Below are 18,248 nucleotides of genomic sequence, written 5' to 3'. Positions count from 1 at the left end.
TGAAAACAGGATTTGTCTGGCGGCAATAGCGCGGTGGTCCCACCTGACCCCATGCCGAACTCAGCAGTGAAACGCCGTAGCGCCGATGGTAGTGTGGGGTCTCCCCATGTGAGAGTAGGGCACTGCCAGACATCAATTTATAAGTGTTGCCGGCACAAAAGGCAGCAAGAAAAAAGAAATTCGGTGGTGCGGTAGTTCAGTTGGTTAGAATACCGGCCTGTCACGCCGGGGGTCGCGGGTTCGAGTCCCGTCCGCACCGCCACCGTATTTAGGGGCGTAGTTCAATTGGTAGAGCACCGGTCTCCAAAACCGGGTGTTGGGAGTTCGAGCCTCTCCGCCCCTGCCAGTTAACAAATAAGTAATAATTGATATAGCTATTCAAATTAATAGCCCAGCTAATTTTAGCTGGGTTTTTTCTTATTTATCATTTTCTTGCTCAGTTCTAACGTATTATCGTTCTGACATAGGGTTTTAACTTCTAGTCTCGTGTCATTCTAATGTCTTTGTGGGCGCTACCTTATAGTGCTCTATAACCGTACATCAATCCTTATTTTTTCTATAAAAGTTGTTTTTGGGTAGTTACAGGTGCTTTCTCAACAGGAATTTTTAATAATTGTTGGATAAGCGCTTGTTGGTCACTGTTTTGTAGCCATACAGCGTACAATGGTCGCTCTATTAACTGATTATTAGGTAAGGCAATGAGTTTTGGATATTGTTCTTGCCAATGTACAGGAAGGAAGGTAGCAGCATTAACACTATCCAATAACTCTTTGGCAATATGTGCTGATGTGGTTGTAATGATAGGGGGATGATCGTTCTTTAAGATTTGTTGTTCTTGTTGGTGAAAATCAGCTCCCCACTCTAATTTAATATAATTTTCTACGCCCTTATCAAGATTATGCTGGGTTGTTAATAAAATAAGCTGGATATTACCTATCAACTGACTTTGAAACTCATCCATTTTGGGGGGTTCAGTAGTAATTAAGAGATCCAATTCACGAGAATGTAATTGTTTGACTAGCGACTGGCGTGTCGAAACTAGAGACTCGATTCTTGTTTCCCGATGGAGTTGATAAAATGTATTTATCCAGGATGTTAGATAGCTGTCCCATAGGGATGCTGTAGCGCCGATAGAGAGTTTTGAATGCTGGGCGACATAATTGATTTCTTTCTTCGCTAATTGCCAGGTATTCATTAGTGATTCTGCATAAGGTACCAGACGTTCTCCGGCTGCAGTTAGGCGGATATTATTACGATGTCGTGTGAATAGATTGGTACCCAATTGATTTTCTAGTTGGCGGATACGAAAACTAACAGCGGATTGTGTTAAATAGAGCGATTCAGCTGCCCGACCAAAGTGACGAGTCTTACTGACTTCCAAAAAGGTTTTCAGTAATTCAGTGTCCACATGTATCTCCAATAGTTTTTGTCGTTAAGATTTAAATATTTTGTTTTACAGAATGTCAAGCCTCCCTAATACTCCGCGCCATAAATTAGTATGACTTAGAGTTAGGAGTGTGTCAGATGGCTGAAAGCTTCATCACGACTAATCGTTTTTTTGATAATAAAAATTATCCACGTGGATTTTCCCGTCATGGTGATTTCACCATCAAAGAGGCTCAATTGCTAGAACGTTATGGTCATGCGTTCAATGAATTGGACCTTGGTAAACGTGAACCTCAAACAGAAGAAGAAAAACTGTTTGTTGCAGTTTGCCGTGGTGAACGTGCACCTGCAACAACAGAGGAAAAGGTATGGACTAAGTATTTGGAAAAAATTAGCCGTCCAAAACGTTTTCATACTCTTTCCGGCGGAAAACCGCAGATTGATTCTTCAGAGGACTATACCGATACTGATGATTAATACCATCATTGTTATTAATCACCTACGCAAGAGGGGCGATTGCCTCTCTTTTAGCCAATAACTTATCCAGCCTGCTTCTGTAATTGAATAAGTAACCTATCCATACTTCGATAGCTGAGTGCTTCCATAATATCTGGTTTTTCTATTCTTGCTTGTTCTTTTAAGTCTGCAATTGTGCGAGAAACCCTAAGTATTCTGTGCCAAGCACGTATAGATAGTCCTAATTTCAATAAAGTATTTTCCAGAAAAACGGCATTTTCCATACTAATTTTGCAAATATCTTCGGTTTGTTTGCTACTGAGATGGGCATTGATGTGCCCACAGCGTTCTACTTGTATTTTTCTTGCCCTTGCTACGCGTTTTTTGATTTCTTGACTACTTTCTCCATATTTTGTTGATGATTGACTTAAAGTTCCTGGAGGGAGCAGAGGAACTTCAATAGAGAGATCAAAACGATCTAAAAAAGGGCCTGATAGTTTAGAGAGGTAACGTAATACTTGGTGTGGGCTACTTCGGTTATGCATTCCTTGATGATAACCGGTTGGGCTAGGATTCATAGCTGCAATCAATTGAACTTGGGCAGGAAAACGGACTTTTGCTCTGGCACGGGATATTACTATTTCGCCAGATTCTAGCGGTTCCCGCAGGGCATCAAGGACACTACGATTAAATTCAGGTAATTCATCCAGAAATAACACCCCATTATGGGCGAGAGAAATTTCTCCCGGCTTAGGTATTGAACCTCCTCCGACAAGAGCTGCCATTGAAGAACTATGATGAGGGGCTCTAAATGGGCGTATATGCCATTTTTGAGGATTAACTGGACATCCAGCTAAGCTATTGATTGCAGCGACGTCTAGCGCTTCCTGATGCGTTAATGGTGGTAATAAGCCACATAATCGGCTGGCAAGCATAGTTTTGCCAGTGCCTGGAGGGCCGAGTAGCAGAAGATTATGACCGCCAGCCGCGGTGATCTCCAATGCGCGTTTAGCTTGTTCCTGCCCAATAATATCCTGTATATCCAGAATAAATGCTTCAGTCTGTAGTTCGCCAAGAGGAGGAGAGGATAAAGCCGCTGTTTCTCCCTGTAAGAAGTGGCAAACTTGTAGCAAATGATTTGCCATTAATGTTTCGTTCTGAGACAAAATTGCCAGTTCAGCTTGATTTTCTGAGGAGAGGATTAGCTGTCTTCCTGCTCTTTTTGCACTCAATGCGGCGGGAATTGCTCCCGTAATTTTCCGTATTTCACCAGAGAGTGCTAACTCACCTAAAAACTCGTAATTATGTAGCTTATCTGTCGTGATTTGCTCTGATGCGGCTAAAATTGCAATCGCGATGGGTAAATCGTATCTTCCCCCTTCTTTGGGGAGATCTGCTGGTGCCAAATTGACAGTGATCCTTTTGGGAGGATAAGTAAAACCACTATTGATCAGAGCGCTTCGGACACGATCTCTGGCTTCTTTTACGGTAGTTTCAGGTAAACCAACAAGGGTGAGACCGGGTAAACCATTACTGATATGTGCTTCTATCGTGACGATAGGGGAATCAATACCAATTGTTGCCCGTGTATGAATAACGGCCAGTGCCATGATGCTCTCCTTAGCAAGAAAGCTGTTATCATGGATTGATAAAAAATAATGAAAAGTTGCCTTTCATTGTTTTGTGAAAAGGTTCGTAAATATATTTATTATTATGAGAATGCTGACACTATTCAGTCGTTTGAATTTTAATAATAACATAGTGTTATATATGAATATTCTAGCAATCTGGAACTTTTATGATAAAAAAATATAACGACAATAAGAGGTATTCGTTGATAATTATAATCATATAAAATACATAATATTAATTTAATAATTTTTAGTTCTATATACTGTTTATCATGGTAATCATTAACCATAAGAATTAATTTCGATCACATTTTTGTCATGTTATCGAGACTTAGACGATTAACACATTTTTTTATTATTTTATTGTTTAATAATTTTATTAAACAAACAGATAGTAATTTTTTCTGAGCTAAAAATGAATGAATTCCAGTGGATTTAACTGTTTCTTAGTTATCTAAATGAAAAATATAAATAAAATAATTTAATTATAAAAAAATAAAAATAATCGTTGTCAACAATCATAGAAAGTGATAACTCTTAAATATACGTCAAGCATACGAATGAAAAACGAATAAAGTAAATTATGAACGCATTTGTCCTAGTGATTAGCCTAATTATTGTGAGCGTGGTGGTGATTATCCCACCGTGCGGGGCGGCACTTGGACGAAGAACGGCTTAGACAGAAGAATAGCCAGATTCCAAAAACCCCCGCACCGAAAGGCGCGGGGGTTTTTTTTAGGTCTGATACTGGGTTCGATAAGCAGAAGTCATAAAACATCACAACAGCCAATGACAAGGTAAACATAACAGGGGAGACGGCAATGAACGGGGCACAATCGGTTGTAGAGGCATTACGAAAACAGGGAATTGAAAAAGTTTTTGGTTATCCAGGTGGAGCCATCATGCCAGTTTATGATGCGCTGTATGATGGCGGTGTTGAGCATATTTTGTGCCGCCATGAACAAGGCGCTGTTATGGCAGCAATTGGCTATGCAAGGGCAAGTGGCAAGCCGGGTGTTTGCATCGCGACATCAGGGCCTGGAGCGACAAACCTAATCACGGGGTTGGCTGATGCATTATTGGATTCTGTGCCTGTTGTCGCGATTACCGGACAGGTGAGCTCTGAATTTATCGGGACGGATGCTTTTCAGGAAATTGATATACTGGGAATGTCTCTTTCTTGTACAAAACACAGCTTTCTTGTTGATTCACTGGAAAAATTACCTCAAATCATGGCCGATGCCTTCTCCATTGCCATGAGTGGTCGCCCAGGCCCTGTTCTGATTGATTTACCAAAAGATATTCAGTTAGCTCAAGGTGATTTTGCCCCCTATTTAATACCAGCATCTCCCCAGTTTTCTCTTCCAAAACAAGAGATTGAATTAGCCCGTCAATTGTTAGCTTCATCTCGAAAACCTATTTTGTATGTGGGTGGTGGGATTGGCATGTCTGGCGCTGTTCCTGAATTACGTCATTTTGTCTCTGAAACGGGTATTCCTGTTGTTTCCACATTGAAAGGATTGGGAGCGGCAGATTTTGAACATGAATGTTATTTGGGCATGTTAGGGATGCATGGTACTAAAGCGGCTAATCTTGCTGTTCAATCCTGTGATTTGTTAATTGCTGCTGGCGCGCGTTTTGATGACCGTGTTACAGGGAAGCTGAATACCTTTGCACCTCATGCCAACGTTATTCATTTGGATATTGATCCTGTTGAATTCAATAAATTACGTCAAACCCATGTGTCATTACTGGGCGATTTAAAAACGCTATTGCCTCATTTACAACAACCTTTATCTATCCAAGCCTGGCAGCAAGAAATCAAACAATTAAAAAACGAACATGCATGGCGTTATGACTATCAGGGTGAAAGTATTTATGCTCCGTTACTGTTAAAGCAGGTTTCTGAACGTGCTTCGTCCAGTACGGTTATCACAACCGATGTTGGTCAGCATCAGATGTGGGCGGCTCAGCACATGACTTTTAGTCAGCCAGAAAACTTCATCACATCAAGTGGATTAGGCACGATGGGATTTGGTATTCCGGCGGCGATTGGCGCCCAGATGGCTCGTCCTGAAGATATGGTTATCTGCATATCTGGTGACGGTTCCTTCATGATGAATGTTCAGGAATTGGGCACGATTAAACGCAAGCAATTGCCGGTCAAATTGATCTTATTGGATAACCAAAGATTGGGTATGGTTCGCCAGTGGCAAGAGCTGTTTTTTGACAAACGTTATAGCGAAACGATCTTAACTGATAATCCTGATTTTCTTACGTTGGCGCAGGCGTTTGGTATTCCGGGACAGAGAGTAACTCACAAAGCACAAGTGGATGAAGCATTGGATGCTTTGTTCAACAGCGAGGGCGCGTATTTATTACATGTGTCTATTGATGAATTAGAGAATGTCTGGCCATTGGTTCCACCGGGTGCAAGCAACGAAACCATGTTGGAGAAATCATTATGATACAGCATCAACTTGCTATTAAGGCGCGGTTCTGTCCTGAGATTTTGGAACGAATTTTGAGAGTTACCCGCCACCGCGGATTTCAGATATGCGCATTGAATATGGATCATATAACAGATAGTGATAATGTAAATATTGAACTCACCGTGTCTAGCCAACGTCCAGTTAATTTACTTTTTTCCCAACTGCTGAAATTGGTGGACGTTGCGGGTGTTGAGATCAAACATAAAGAATCACGATTAATAAGCGCATAATGCGCCCTTGAAGGAAAACTGAGAATGACAAAGCAAGCTGATTATATTTGGTTCAATGGGGAAATGGTGCCGTGGGCAGAGGCTAAAGTTCATGTTATGTCCCATGCATTACATTATGGTACTTCGGTATTTGAAGGGATTCGTTGCTATGACTCTCACAAAGGGCCTGTTGTTTTTCGTCATCGTGAACATATGCAGCGCTTGCGTGACTCAGCCAAGATTTACCGTTTTCCCGTCAGTCAAAGTGTGGACGAATTGATGGACGCTTGCCGTGAAACGCTGCGTAAAAATAAATTGGTCAGTGCTTATATTCGCCCATTGGTATTTGTGGGGAATGTTGGCATGGGAGTAAACCCACCTGCTGGTTATCAAACAGACGTTATCATTGCTGCTTTCCCGTGGGGCGCTTATCTCGGTGAGGAAGCCTTAGAGCAGGGTATTGATGCGATGGTTTCTTCATGGAATCGCATGGCAGCAAATACGATCCCTACAAGCGCAAAAGCGGGAGGTAATTATCTCTCTTCTTTACTGGTGGGAAGTGAAGCACGACGCCATGGTTATCAGGAAGGTATTGCACTGGATGTGCATGGTTATATTTCAGAAGGTGCGGGTGAAAACCTATTTGAAGTGAAGGATGGAATTCTATTTACACCGCCATTTACTTCATCTGCCCTGCCAGGGATCACCCGTGATGCCATCATCAAGTTAGCACGGGATCTTGGCCTGGAAGTTCGTGAACAGGTACTTTCTCGCGAATCGCTTTATTTAGCGGATGAAGTTTTTATGACAGGAACGGCTGCGGAGATCACTCCGGTTCGTAGTGTAGATGGTATTCAGGTGGGTATTGGTAAATGCGGCCCAATTACTAAAAAAATCCAAAGTGCGTTCTTTGGCTTATTTGATGGTACGACAGAAGATAAATGGGGTTGGTTGGATCCGATTAATCCGTAATAAAAAATATAAAACCCAACGGGCGGTCGTTCCCCGCCTGTTTTAGTTAATTGATAAGACTTGGGAGTGAAGACAATGCCTAAATACCGTTCTGCCACGACGACTCATGGCCGCAATATGGCGGGAGCCCGCGCCTTATGGCGAGCCACAGGTATGACAGATGCAGATTTTGGAAAACCTATCATTGCGGTTGTTAACTCATTCACCCAGTTTGTACCAGGACATGTACATCTGCGTGATCTCGGTAAGCTGGTGGCAGAACAGATTCAGGCATCAGGAGGGGTTGCGAAAGAGTTCAATACCATTGCTGTTGATGATGGTATCGCAATGGGGCATGGTGGAATGCTCTATTCGTTACCTTCGCGGGAGTTGATTGCTGACTCAGTGGAATACATGGTCAATGCCCACTGTGCTGATGCTATGGTATGTATTTCCAACTGTGACAAAATCACGCCAGGCATGTTGATGGCATCTTTGCGCTTAAATATTCCGGTTATTTTCGTTTCTGGTGGCCCAATGGAAGCGGGTAAGACGCGATTATCCGATCAGCTGATCAAACTGGATTTGGTTGATGCCATGATTCAGGGTGCCAATCCCAATGTCAGTGACGAACAGAGCGAACAAATCGAACGTTCTGCCTGTCCGACGTGTGGCTCTTGCTCAGGGATGTTTACGGCGAATTCGATGAATTGTTTGACCGAAGCACTTGGACTTTCACAGCCAGGTAATGGGTCACTGCTCGCTACTCATGCTGATCGTAAGACCCTGTTTATCAATGCCGGTAAACGCATTGTTGAACTGACTAAACGCTATTATGAACAAGATGATGCCAGCGCTCTCCCGCGTAGTATCGCGACCAAAGCGGCATTTGAAAATGCCATGATATTGGATATTGCGATGGGGGGATCGACTAACACCGTTTTGCATTTGTTGGCCGCAGCACAGGAAGCTGAAGTTGACTTCACGATGGCGGATATTGATCGTCTGTCTCGTCAGGTGCCGCATTTATGTAAAGTTGCTCCGAGTACCCAGAAATACCACATGGAAGATGTCCATCGTGCTGGTGGAGTGATTGGGATACTTGGTGAGCTTGATCGGGCGGGGCTTTTGCGCCGTGATGTGAAAAATGTTTTGGGTTTGGATTTGCCACAAACGTTGGCCCAATACGACATCATGCTGACAAAAGATGAAAGCGTTAAAAGGATGTATGCCGCGGGGCCAGCAGGCATTCGTACCACACAAGCTTTCTCACAAGATTGTCGTTGGCCGTCGTTGGATGCCGATCGTGAGACAGGATGTATTCGTGAACGTAACCATGCTTACAGTCAGGATGGTGGATTGGCTGTTTTGTTCGGCAACATTGCAAAAGATGGCTGCATTGTAAAAACAGCAGGCGTTGATAAAGAAATCCTGACTTTCCGTGGCCCAGCCAAAGTTTACGAGAGCCAGGAGGAGGCAGTAGAAGCCATTCTCGGTGGAAAAGTCGTGGCGGGCGACGTAGTTGTTATTCGTTATGAAGGGCCGAAAGGTGGTCCAGGTATGCAAGAAATGCTCTATCCCACCACCTATCTGAAATCGATGGGATTGGGAAAAAGTTGTGCATTGATTACGGATGGACGTTTCTCAGGCGGAACATCGGGTTTATCTATTGGTCACGTCTCTCCAGAAGCGGCAAATGGTGGCTTGATTGGTCTGATTTATGACGGTGATATCATCAATATTGATATTCCAAACCGTAAAATTCAGTTGGATGTGACGGAAACAGAACTGGCAGAACGTACACAGGCTGAATTATCTCGCGGAGATAAAGCATGGACACCTAAGTCCCGTGAACGTCAGGTTTCTTTGGCATTACGTGCTTATGCTTCATTGGCGACCAGTGCTGACAAAGGCGCTGTGCGCGATAAAACCAAACTGGGGAGTTGATTGTGGCGGTTTATCCTCTTAATACTGAACCCAAGGGAGCGGAATATCTCAAGGCGGCACTGAGTGCGCCAGTTTATGATATTGCTCAAGTCACTCCCTTACAGGAAATGAAAAAAATCTCTGCGCGTTTAGGCAATACGATTTTGGTTAAACGGGAAGATCGCCAGCTGGTACATAGTTTCAAATTGCGCGGTGCGTACGCGATGATCGCAGGTTTGACGGAAGAACAAAAAAGTAAAGGTGTCATCACGGCTTCCGCGGGCAACCATGCGCAAGGCGTTGCATTATCGGCCAGTAAGGTTGGCATAAAAGCCACTATTGTCATGCCGATAGCGACAGCGGATATTAAAGTCGATGCAGTCCGTAGTTTTGGTGGCGAGGTGCTGTTGCATGGTACGAACTTTGATGAAGCGAAAGCAAAAGCCATTGAGATGGCAAAAGAGCACGGTTACACCTTCGTTCCACCTTTTGACCATCCTGTCGTGATTGCAGGCCAGGCGACACTGGCAATGGAGTTGTTACAGCAGGATGTTCATCTTGATCGTATCTTTGTTCCGGTTGGTGGTGGCGGATTGATTGCAGGGGTTGCTGTTCTCATTAAACAGCTTGTACCTGAAATGAAGATCATTGGTGTGGAAGCCGAGGATTCTGCCTGTTTGAAAGCCGCACTGGAAGCTGGGCATCCGGTCGATTTGCCGAGAGTTGGATTATTCGCGGAAGGTGTGGCGGTTAAACGCATTGGCGACGAAACGTTTCGCTTATGCCAGCAATATGTCGATGATGTCATTACAGTAGACAGTGATGCTATCTGTGCTGCCATGAAAGATATCTTTGAAGATGTCAGGGCTGTGGCTGAACCTTCTGGTGCTCTGGCGCTGGCAGGCTTGAAGAAATATGTCCAGCAACACCAGATTCAGGGAGAACGGCTGGCACATATTCTTTCTGGGGCTAATGTGAATTTTCATGGATTGCGTTACGTTTCAGAGCGCTGCGAACTTGGAGAGCAACGCGAAGCTTTGTTGGCGGTGACTATCCCTGAACAAAAGGGGAGTTTCTTACAGTTTTGCCAGATATTGGGTACTCGTGTCGTCACTGAATTTAGCTATCGTTATTCGGATGCAACAGATCCAAACCAAGCCTGTATCTTTGTTGGTATCAGATTGAGTCGGGGAAATACTGAGCGTCGTGAAATCATTGAAGAATTAAAAACATCGGGGTATCAAGTTGCTGATTTTACGGATGATGAAATGGCGAAGCTGCATGTTCGTTATATGATCGGTGGCAGGCCATCCAAGCCGTTGCAGGAGCGATTGTTTAGTTTTGCCTTTCCTGAATCTCCGGGAGCTTTGCTGAAATTTTTGCAAACATTAGGGACGCATTGGAATATCACACTGTTCCATTACCGCAGTCATGGCACGGATTATGGGCGTGTATTAGCTGCCTTTGAACTTTCAGGACCAGAAGTCTGTTTTGATCGCCATTTGGATGTGCTGGGCTATGAATATCATGATGAAACCGATAATCCTTCATTTAAATTATTTCTGACTTAATCATCAATCAGTTAAAGAAATAAACAGCAAAATATCTTCTAAAAATACCAATTGCCTTTCAAGATGCGTCTAATATCTCCCCGCGTAGAGGGGGAGATATTAGCAATTGCAAGCTAGCCAAATAATAACGATAGTCAGACTACAATAGTTCCCAAAATGCCTTAATCAACGGTTCGTTTAAGCGTTTATTCAACGCACAGACACCCAATTCAAACGGTTCGACCAGTGCAATATTTTCCAGCAGTGAAATTCGGTTACGTACAGGTTCAGGGCTATTTTCGACCACAACCGTAGGGATCAGTGCAATCCCGCAACCTAGTGCTACCATAGAAACAATCGCTTCATGGCCGGAAACTGTTGCGTAAATGACGGGGTGCAGGATCTTATGCCGCCGAAACCACAGTTCAATGCGCCTGCGGGAAGGCCCATGCTCAGGCAGGATAAAAGGGATGTTATTCCAGTCGGGATGTTCTTGTATAGCGAGATTTCTCACGATACAAGGCAGAGCAGGGGCAATCAATACCAATGGTACTTCGCCTATTTTGGTAAAGCTGACATTATCAGCCAGTTTCTCTGGCTTGCCTGCAATTCCTAAATCTACAGCATCGGATTGAATTTTATCAACGGCATCAGCAGCATCTCCTGTTGTCAGTTTAATTTCCACCAACGGATGTTCTGCCCGAAATTTATCCAATACTTGTGGAAGATGGCTATACGCAGCCGTGACTGAACAGAATAGACGTAACTCTCCTGTCAGTGATGGGCTTTGGTGGTTTAATGAATGCTGTAACTGTTTATATTGCAGGAGAGTTTGCTGGGCAAATTGTTTGAATTGTTCACCGGCGGCGGTCAATTTTACTGTTCGGTTATCCCGCAGAAAAAGCGGATGCCCCAATAACTCCTCAAGGCGCTGGATCTGGCGTGAAAGTGTGGATGGGCTGACGTGCATGGCTTTGGCTGAGCGGCCAAAATGACAACTTTCCGCAAGGTGTAAAAACAGTTTTAAATCACGTAGATCCATCGTTTTTAGGCCCTTTATTGAGAGGTTGTTTGTCGTGAAAAAGTTTGTTGCATAAACTGCAATGTAGTCTTGTTAATATATCAATTTCAGCAATGGCTCGCATGTCATATATTGTTTCTATGCAAACGACCTCACACCTAATTATTATATCGGAGTCACCATGGCTAATTATTTTGATACGTTGAACTTACGCCAACAATTGGCGCAGTTAGGCAAATGTCGGTTTATGGCGCGGGAAGAATTTGCTGACGAAGCAGGGTATTTGAAAGGCAAGAAAGTGGTGATCATCGGTTGTGGTGCGCAAGGGCTAAACCAGGGACTGAATATGCGTGATTCTGGTTTAGATATTGCTTATGCCTTGCGTAAAGAAGCGATTGATGAAAAGCGACCATCATGGCGTAAAGCAACCGAAAATGGTTTCAAAGTTGGCACTTATGAAGAGTTAGTTCCACAGGCTGATTTGGTTATCAACCTGACGCCAGACAAACAGCATTCCGCGGTGGTTCAAGCAGTGCAACCCTTGATGAAAGAAGGGGCAGCGCTGGGCTATTCTCACGGCTTCAACATCGTCGAAGTGGGTGAGCAAATACGCAAAGATATTACCGTTGTGATGGTTGCACCTAAATGTCCGGGTACGGAAGTGCGTGAAGAGTATAAGCGTGGATTCGGTGTACCCACTCTGATTGCTGTACATCCAGAAAATGATGCAAAAGGCGAAGGGATGGCGATTGCGAAAGCATGGGCAGCCGCAACAGGAGGGCACCGCGCTGGCGTACTGGAATCTTCCTTCGTAGCAGAAGTTAAATCAGACTTGATGGGAGAACAAACCATCTTGTGTGGCATGTTACAGGCAGGTTCTTTGTTGTGCTATGACCAACTGGTTGCTGATGGTGTTGATTCCGGTTATGCCGGAAAATTAATCCAGTTTGGTTGGGAAACTATCACTGAAGCGCTGAAACAAGGCGGCATTACATTAATGATGGATCGTCTTTCCAACCCAGCGAAATTGCGTGCTTATGCTTTGTCTGAACAACTGAAAAACATGTTAACTCCGCTGTTCCAGAAACATATGGATGACATCATTTCTGGTGAATTCTCTTCCACAATGATGGCAGATTGGGCAAATGGGGATAAAAACTTGCTGGCTTGGCGTGAAGAAACGGGTAAAACGTCATTCGAAAATTATCCGGACTATACAGGGCAGATCAGTGAGCAAGAATACTTTGATCATGGTGTCCTGATGATTGCCATGGTCAAAGCAGGGGTAGAACTGGCATTTGAAACGATGGTAGATACTGGCATCGTTGAAGAGTCTGCTTATTATGAATCTTTGCATGAACTGCCATTGATTGCGAATACCATTGCTCGCAAGCGTCTGTATGAAATGAACGTGGTAATTTCTGATACTGCGGAATATGGTAACTATCTGTTCTCATACGTCGCTGTTCCGTTGCTGAAAGAGAAATTCATGGCAACCCTGCAAGCCGGAGATTTAGGAAAAGCAGTTGCAGATCGTAGCATTGATAATGCGCAGTTGCGTGATGTGAATGAGGCGATCCGTAACCACCCGATTGAAGTTATCGGCCGTACTTTGCGTGGTTATATGACGGATATGAAACGCATTGCGGTTGGTGGTTAATACAATGTTATCCTGCCCGAAGTGACTTTATCGGGCAGGTAGCTCTTTCATTCTTACAAATTGAATTTCAGTTTTAATTCATCGATGGCTTGTCGCTGACATGCTTCAAATCGTTCTTTCGGTTGTTGTGCTTGGATCATGTTCAGGGCCGGATCGTTAACTTTAGTGCGCACACCGCTTAATTCCTCCATGACAGCTAATCCACAGAAAGGTACATAGGCTTCGGAATACCCCCCTTCGTGCACGATAACTAATTTTCCATGGCATAGTTCATCGGCTGCTTGCTGTACCCTGCGGGTCATTTCACGGAAGCTGTCACTATGCAATTGCATTCGTGCCAGAGGATCAAAGGCATTGGCATCATAACCGCAGGCAATGATGATCAATTCTGGTTGGTAACGTCGCAATGCCGGGAGCACAATGTGATCCATAGCATAAAGATAACTATTGTGCCCAGCTCCCGCCATCAATGGGATATTGAGATTGAAACCTTCTCCTTTGCCGGCGCCAATATCTTCCTCGCCACTGTAGCCTTCGGGATAGCAGCCATCTTGATGCAGTGAAATAGTCAAAACATCATCACGTTCCCAGAAGATATGTTGGGTTCCATTGCCGTGGTGAACATCCCAGTCAATGACTGCGACTCGGCCAACTCCAAGCTGCTCTTTTGCGTGCTCAATGGCGAGGGCAATATTGGCAAGGAAACAAAATCCCATTGCTTGATCTGGCAGGCAGTGGTGTCCGGGGGGACGGGAAAGGCTGTAGGCATTATCCAACTCGCCTTGTAACACCGTTTTTACTGCGGCATAAGTGAGTCCGGCGGATAGTTTAGCGATTTCATAGCTGCCTTGTCCTATTGGTGCTTCTGAACCTAATATTCCTCCGCCATTATCACTCACGGACTTAAAGCGCTGTAAATACTCTTCGGTATGCACCAGTCTCAGCGTTGCATCATCAAGAGGTTCAGCACCACGCAGTTGCAACGAATGACTTAATCCCGAAACATCCATTAAGTTTTTCATTCTGCGTTTTGTTTCCGGTGATTCTGCATGTCCTGCACCATTGGGAGGTTGTACCCATCCTCCAACAGGAAATGTCATAACGTGTGATAATCCAGAATTGTGCCAGAAACAGAGTTCATCAAAGAAAAAGCCCGTTTTACGTAACATATTACATCCTCTTTGATTTTCTTTATCTTTCAAACTATAGCTTGAAATCTATTGGGTATATTGATTGTATGTCAGCAAGCGTAATTAGCTGTTATAACATTAATGTAGTTAAATAGATCCTATGTATTTCAATGACAGTAGCATCAAAATTGATATAGTTTTCGAAACAATATGCGATTAAATCCAAACCAACAACAAGCGGTTGAATTTGTAACAGGGCCTTGCCTGGTTCTGGCTGGTGCAGGCTCTGGCAAGACACGAGTGATCACCAATAAAATTGCCCACCTGATCCGCACCTGTGGTTATCAGGCTCGCCATATTGCGGCAGTCACTTTTACTAATAAAGCGGCACGTGAAATGAAAGAACGTGTTGCCCAAACCTTGGGTCGTAAGGAGACACGGGGGCTGATGATCTCGACTTTCCATACTTTGGGGTTGGAGATTGTTAAGCGTGAACACAAAGCGTTGGGAATGAAAAGTAACTTCTCATTATTTGATGATCAAGATCAGATGGCTTTGCTAAAAGATCTTACTGCGGATTTGCTGCAAGAAGACAAAGATCTGCTACAAAAACTGACTTCGAACATTTCTAACTGGAAGAGTGACTTAATGTCGCCGGAACAAGTGATGAGAATGGCACGCTCAGCGCAAGAACACCAGTTTGCAGAATGTTACCGTCGCTATGACTTACACTTAACTAGTTGTAATGTCCTCGATTTTGATGATCTGATTACCAAACCAACTTTGCTGTTAATGCATGATGAAGAAGTTAGGGAGCGTTGGCAGAATAAAATTCGCTACTTGCTGGTGGATGAATATCAGGATACGAATACCAGTCAATATCAACTGGTGAAATTATTAGTGGGTAATCGCGCACGTTTTACTGTGGTCGGGGATGATGATCAATCCATTTATTCATGGCGTGGTGCTCGTCCACAGAATTTGATTTTATTGAAGGACGATTTCCCGCAGTTGAATGTGATTAAGCTGGAACAAAATTACCGTTCATCAGGGCGGATATTGAAAGCAGCGAATATTCTGATAGCTAACAATCCCCATGTTTTTGAAAAAAAACTCTTTTCGGAATTGGGATATGGTGATCCACTCAGGGTGATCGAAGCGAACAATGAAGATCATGAAGCTGAGCGTGTAGTGGGGGAGTTGATCGCTCATCACTTCATCAATAAAACGGACTATAAAGATTACGCTATTTTATATCGCGGTAATCATCAATCCCGTATCTTCGAAAAAATGTTGATGCAAAACCGCATTCCTTACCGAATTTCAGGGGGAACATCGTTCTTTTCTCGGCCTGAAATTAAAGACTTGCTTTCTTATTTGCGTGTTTTGACCAACCCTGAGGATGACAGTGCGTTTCTACGTATCGTCAATACACCACGGCGAGAAATCGGTGCAGTGACGATCCAGAAATTGGGCGAATGGGCGAATAGTCGCAGTAAGAGCTTATATCAAGCCAGTTTTGATCTTGGGCTGGAACAGTATTTAACCGGACGTGGTTTGGCGGCATTACAGCGTTTTACCCACTGGATGAACGAAATAGCTCGTCAGGCGGAGCGGGAGCCACTGCTGGCTGTGAGAGACTTACTGCGTGGCATGGATTACGAAAGCTGGTTATATGAAACCTCCCCCAGCCCAAAAGCGGCTGAAATGAGAATGAAAAACGTCAACCAACTTTTCACTTGGATGAGTGAAATGCTTGAAGGAGATGACTTGAATGAGCCAATGTCTCTTTCCCAAGTTGTGGCGCGTTTTACGTTGCGGGATATGCTGGAGAAAGGCGAGGAAGATACAGAGTTGGATCAAGTTCAGTTAATGACGTTACATGCTTCCAAGGGACTGGAGTTTCCCTATGTTTTTTTGGTTGGTATGGAAGAAGGTTTATTACCACACCAAAGCAGCATTGATGAGGACAACATTGAGGAAGAGCGTCGTTTGGCTTATGTCGGCATCACACGGGCACGGAGAGAACTTTTTTTCAGCCTCAGCAAAGAGCGCCGCCAGTTTGGTGAACTTATCCGTCCAGAACCGAGCCGATTCTTGCTTGAATTGCCCCAGGATGACTTGGCTTGGCCACAAGGTAAGCGAGTGATGAGCGCAGAGGAAAGAATGAAACAGGGGCAATCGCGCCTTGCCGACATTAAATCCCGTCTGGGGCTCGGACTGAGAAACGGCAAATAGATAGCTCGATAATAATCCCCTGCATTTACGGATAAGTACAGGGGAATAAAGTAAAAATTTCAGCCTAAACGAGAGTTATTTTGTTCCTCTAGCAACAACAACCATTGGACATAACTCTGCCATTTCATTTCTTGCTGTAATGCTTCAGTTCTGAGTGGATGTTTTATCTGCCATTGATAAGGCAAAGTGATAATGAGCGTTTCATTTTCCGCCTGTAATCGTAATGCAGGCAAAGTGTCATCCCGCCGACGGTTAGCGAAAATAATTGCCAGACGCAATAAGCGACATAACCGTTGTGCCTGTATCAATGGCACAGCATTTTGCTGACTGAGCGATGCTAGATCCACCGGGCCGCTTTGATTTCTCAATAGCGTAGCCAACAGTCGTTTTTGGGCAGGGGTATAGCCGGGCAGATCCAGGTGGCTTATCAAATAAGCGGAATGTGCAGGCCCCTGACGGAAATCAATAAACAGGCCTATTTCATGGAGCAAACAGGCACCACCTAATAATTCGCGACAACGTTTGTCCAATTTCCATGACTTGGCAACTTGTTGGAAAAAATTTTCGGCTAACTGTTTGACACGTTGTGCCTGCTCAATATCCAATTGAAAGCGATGCTGAATATTGCACAGGGTTCTTGCGCGAATATCCTGTTCAATCGGCGCATCCAGCATCCCGTAAACCAGGCCTTCACGTAGCGCGCCGCCTGCCAGTATCATATTTTCGATATCCAATGCCTGAAAAATAGCGATCAAGATGGCCAATCCACTTGGAAAAACCAACGCCCGTTCCAGTGTCAGCCCATCAATTTCCAACTCTTCCAGCTTGCCGCATTCAATTGCCTGATGTTTAAGTTGCTGGAGTTTGGGTAGGGTGATCAATTCATCCATACCTTGGGCAATCATGATTTCCTGCAAGGCTTGTACTGTGCCGGAAGCTCCTACGCAAATGTTCCAGCCTTGCTTAAGCAGCTTAGCAGTAACTGGGCTGAGAATATCGTGCGCAGCAGCTTCTGCGCTGGCAAAGTTTTCTGCTGTCAGGCGGCGATCATTGAAATAACGTTCCAGCCAGGTAACACAGCCCATTTCAAGGCTGAAAAGCTGATTGGTTTTGGCTCCAACACCAGTGACCAACTCGGTACTGGCACCACCAATATCTACGACAAGCCGATTTTCAGACCCACCAGTTGTGTGAGCAACACCTTGATAAATTAGCTGAGCTTCTTCTTCGCCGCTGATCACATGAACGGGCTTGCCTAATATTTCTGAGGCCTTTTTGACAAACTCATCTGAATTTTCTGCCAGCCTCAAGGTTGCGGTAGCAACAACACGGATTTGTGAGGCAGGAATATTTTGCAAATATTCGGAAAAGAGGTGCAAGCACTGCCATCCCCGTTCCATTGCCTGTTGTGATAAATGATTATTTTTATCTAATCCGGCAGCCAGCCTGACTTTGCGTTTTATGCGAGTAACGACTTGAATGCTGCCGGATACTTCACGGATGACCAGCATATGAAAACTGTTTGAGCCTAAATCAATAGCCGCATAAAGAGAAGAAGTACTCAGCATAGTATTTATTCCGGCCTGTGTTGTTTCAGC

14 protein-coding genes, 2 tRNA genes and 1 rRNA gene are annotated in these 18,248 nt (G+C 44.2%); 12 read left to right on the top strand and 5 right to left on the bottom strand.

Annotated features, from left to right (window positions below; translation table 11 throughout):
* Positions 1-15: 15 nt before the first annotated feature.
* The 3 genes from rrf (at position 16) to WDV74_RS15580 (ending at position 346) form a co-directional block, all read left to right on the top strand.
* Positions 16-131 (top strand): 5S ribosomal RNA (gene rrf, locus WDV74_RS15590).
* A 54-nt stretch (positions 132-185) separates the two neighbouring features.
* Positions 186-262, top strand: a tRNA-Asp gene (locus tag WDV74_RS15585).
* 8 nt (positions 263-270) lie between these two features.
* A tRNA-Trp gene (locus WDV74_RS15580) sits at positions 271-346 on the top strand.
* Between the two features lie 210 nt (positions 347-556).
* Here WDV74_RS15580 and hdfR read toward each other — a convergent pair.
* Positions 557-1,408, bottom strand: a complete 852-nt coding sequence (hdfR, locus tag WDV74_RS15575) for an HTH-type transcriptional regulator HdfR (RefSeq protein ID WP_338883722.1) — start codon at positions 1,406-1,408, stop codon at positions 557-559.
* Between the two features lie 116 nt (positions 1,409-1,524).
* Between hdfR and WDV74_RS15570 the strand changes: the two genes are divergently transcribed.
* A complete protein-coding gene (locus WDV74_RS15570) occupies positions 1,525-1,863 on the top strand; it encodes a DUF413 domain-containing protein (RefSeq protein ID WP_189760754.1) in 339 nt (112 codons plus the stop codon).
* A 62-nt stretch (positions 1,864-1,925) separates the two neighbouring features.
* On the opposite strand, the gene WDV74_RS15565 is transcribed toward WDV74_RS15570, so the two are convergent.
* Entirely contained in the window at positions 1,926-3,452 is a 1,527-nt protein-coding gene (locus WDV74_RS15565; protein ID WP_338883720.1) for a YifB family Mg chelatase-like AAA ATPase, read from the bottom strand.
* A gap of 604 nt (positions 3,453-4,056) precedes the next feature.
* Here WDV74_RS15565 and ilvL point away from each other — a divergent pair.
* The 6 genes from ilvL (at position 4,057) to ilvA (ending at position 10,622) form a co-directional block, all read left to right on the top strand.
* Positions 4,057-4,152: an ilv operon leader peptide gene (gene ilvL, locus WDV74_RS15560; RefSeq protein ID WP_152669737.1), complete on the top strand. Its 96-nt coding sequence runs from the start codon at positions 4,057-4,059 to the stop codon at positions 4,150-4,152.
* Positions 4,153-4,294: 142 nt separating this feature from the next.
* Positions 4,295-5,941 (top strand): acetolactate synthase 2 catalytic subunit, encoded by a 1,647-nt coding sequence (gene ilvG, locus WDV74_RS15555; RefSeq protein WP_338883718.1) that lies wholly within the window; start codon positions 4,295-4,297, stop codon positions 5,939-5,941.
* Positions 5,938-6,195: an acetolactate synthase 2 small subunit gene (ilvM, locus tag WDV74_RS15550; RefSeq protein WP_193851637.1), complete on the top strand. Its 258-nt coding sequence runs from the start codon at positions 5,938-5,940 to the stop codon at positions 6,193-6,195. Before ilvG ends, ilvM begins: the two co-directional genes overlap by 4 nt.
* Positions 6,196-6,219: 24 nt before the next feature.
* Positions 6,220-7,146, top strand: a complete 927-nt coding sequence (locus WDV74_RS15545; protein ID WP_338803996.1) for a branched-chain amino acid transaminase — start codon at positions 6,220-6,222, stop codon at positions 7,144-7,146.
* Positions 7,147-7,221: 75 nt separating this feature from the next.
* A complete protein-coding gene (gene ilvD, locus WDV74_RS15540) occupies positions 7,222-9,072 on the top strand; it encodes a dihydroxy-acid dehydratase (RefSeq protein ID WP_189760759.1) in 1,851 nt (616 codons plus the stop codon).
* Entirely contained in the window at positions 9,072-10,622 is a 1,551-nt protein-coding gene (gene ilvA / locus WDV74_RS15535) for a threonine ammonia-lyase, biosynthetic (protein ID WP_338885629.1), read from the top strand. The genes ilvD and ilvA overlap by 1 nt, the downstream gene beginning before the upstream one ends.
* Positions 10,623-10,761: 139 nt before the next feature.
* On the opposite strand, the gene ilvY is transcribed toward ilvA, so the two are convergent.
* Complete coding sequence (ilvY, locus tag WDV74_RS15530; RefSeq protein ID WP_338883716.1) at positions 10,762-11,643, bottom strand: HTH-type transcriptional activator IlvY; 882 nt, start codon at positions 11,641-11,643, stop codon at positions 10,762-10,764.
* A 160-nt stretch (positions 11,644-11,803) separates the two neighbouring features.
* Here ilvY and ilvC point away from each other — a divergent pair, with 160 nt between their 5' ends.
* The gene (gene ilvC / locus WDV74_RS15525; protein WP_338883715.1) at positions 11,804-13,282 is read left to right on the top strand and encodes a ketol-acid reductoisomerase; all 1,479 of its coding nucleotides are present in this window, start codon (positions 11,804-11,806) and stop codon (positions 13,280-13,282) included.
* A 53-nt stretch (positions 13,283-13,335) separates the two neighbouring features.
* Here the strand turns inward: ilvC and WDV74_RS15520 are convergent, their stop codons facing one another.
* Entirely contained in the window at positions 13,336-14,451 is a 1,116-nt protein-coding gene (locus WDV74_RS15520; protein WP_338883713.1) for a class II histone deacetylase, read from the bottom strand.
* Positions 14,452-14,622: 171 nt separating this feature from the next.
* Between WDV74_RS15520 and rep the strand changes: the two genes are divergently transcribed.
* Positions 14,623-16,650 (top strand): DNA helicase Rep, encoded by a 2,028-nt coding sequence (gene rep / locus WDV74_RS15515; RefSeq protein WP_338883711.1) that lies wholly within the window; start codon positions 14,623-14,625, stop codon positions 16,648-16,650.
* Between the two features lie 59 nt (positions 16,651-16,709).
* Here rep and gppA read toward each other — a convergent pair whose 3' ends face one another.
* Positions 16,710-18,218, bottom strand: coding sequence for a guanosine-5'-triphosphate,3'-diphosphate diphosphatase (gene gppA / locus WDV74_RS15510; RefSeq protein WP_338883709.1), 1,509 nt, complete (start codon positions 18,216-18,218; stop codon positions 16,710-16,712).
* Positions 18,219-18,248 lie beyond the last annotated feature (30 nt).

It is taken from the genome of Xenorhabdus sp. TH1, from assembly GCF_037260955.1.
Lineage (GTDB): Bacteria > Pseudomonadota > Gammaproteobacteria > Enterobacterales > Enterobacteriaceae > Xenorhabdus > Xenorhabdus griffiniae.
The sequence above is the reverse complement of the archived record's forward strand: the minus strand, read 5'-3'. Positions and strand labels throughout refer to the sequence as shown.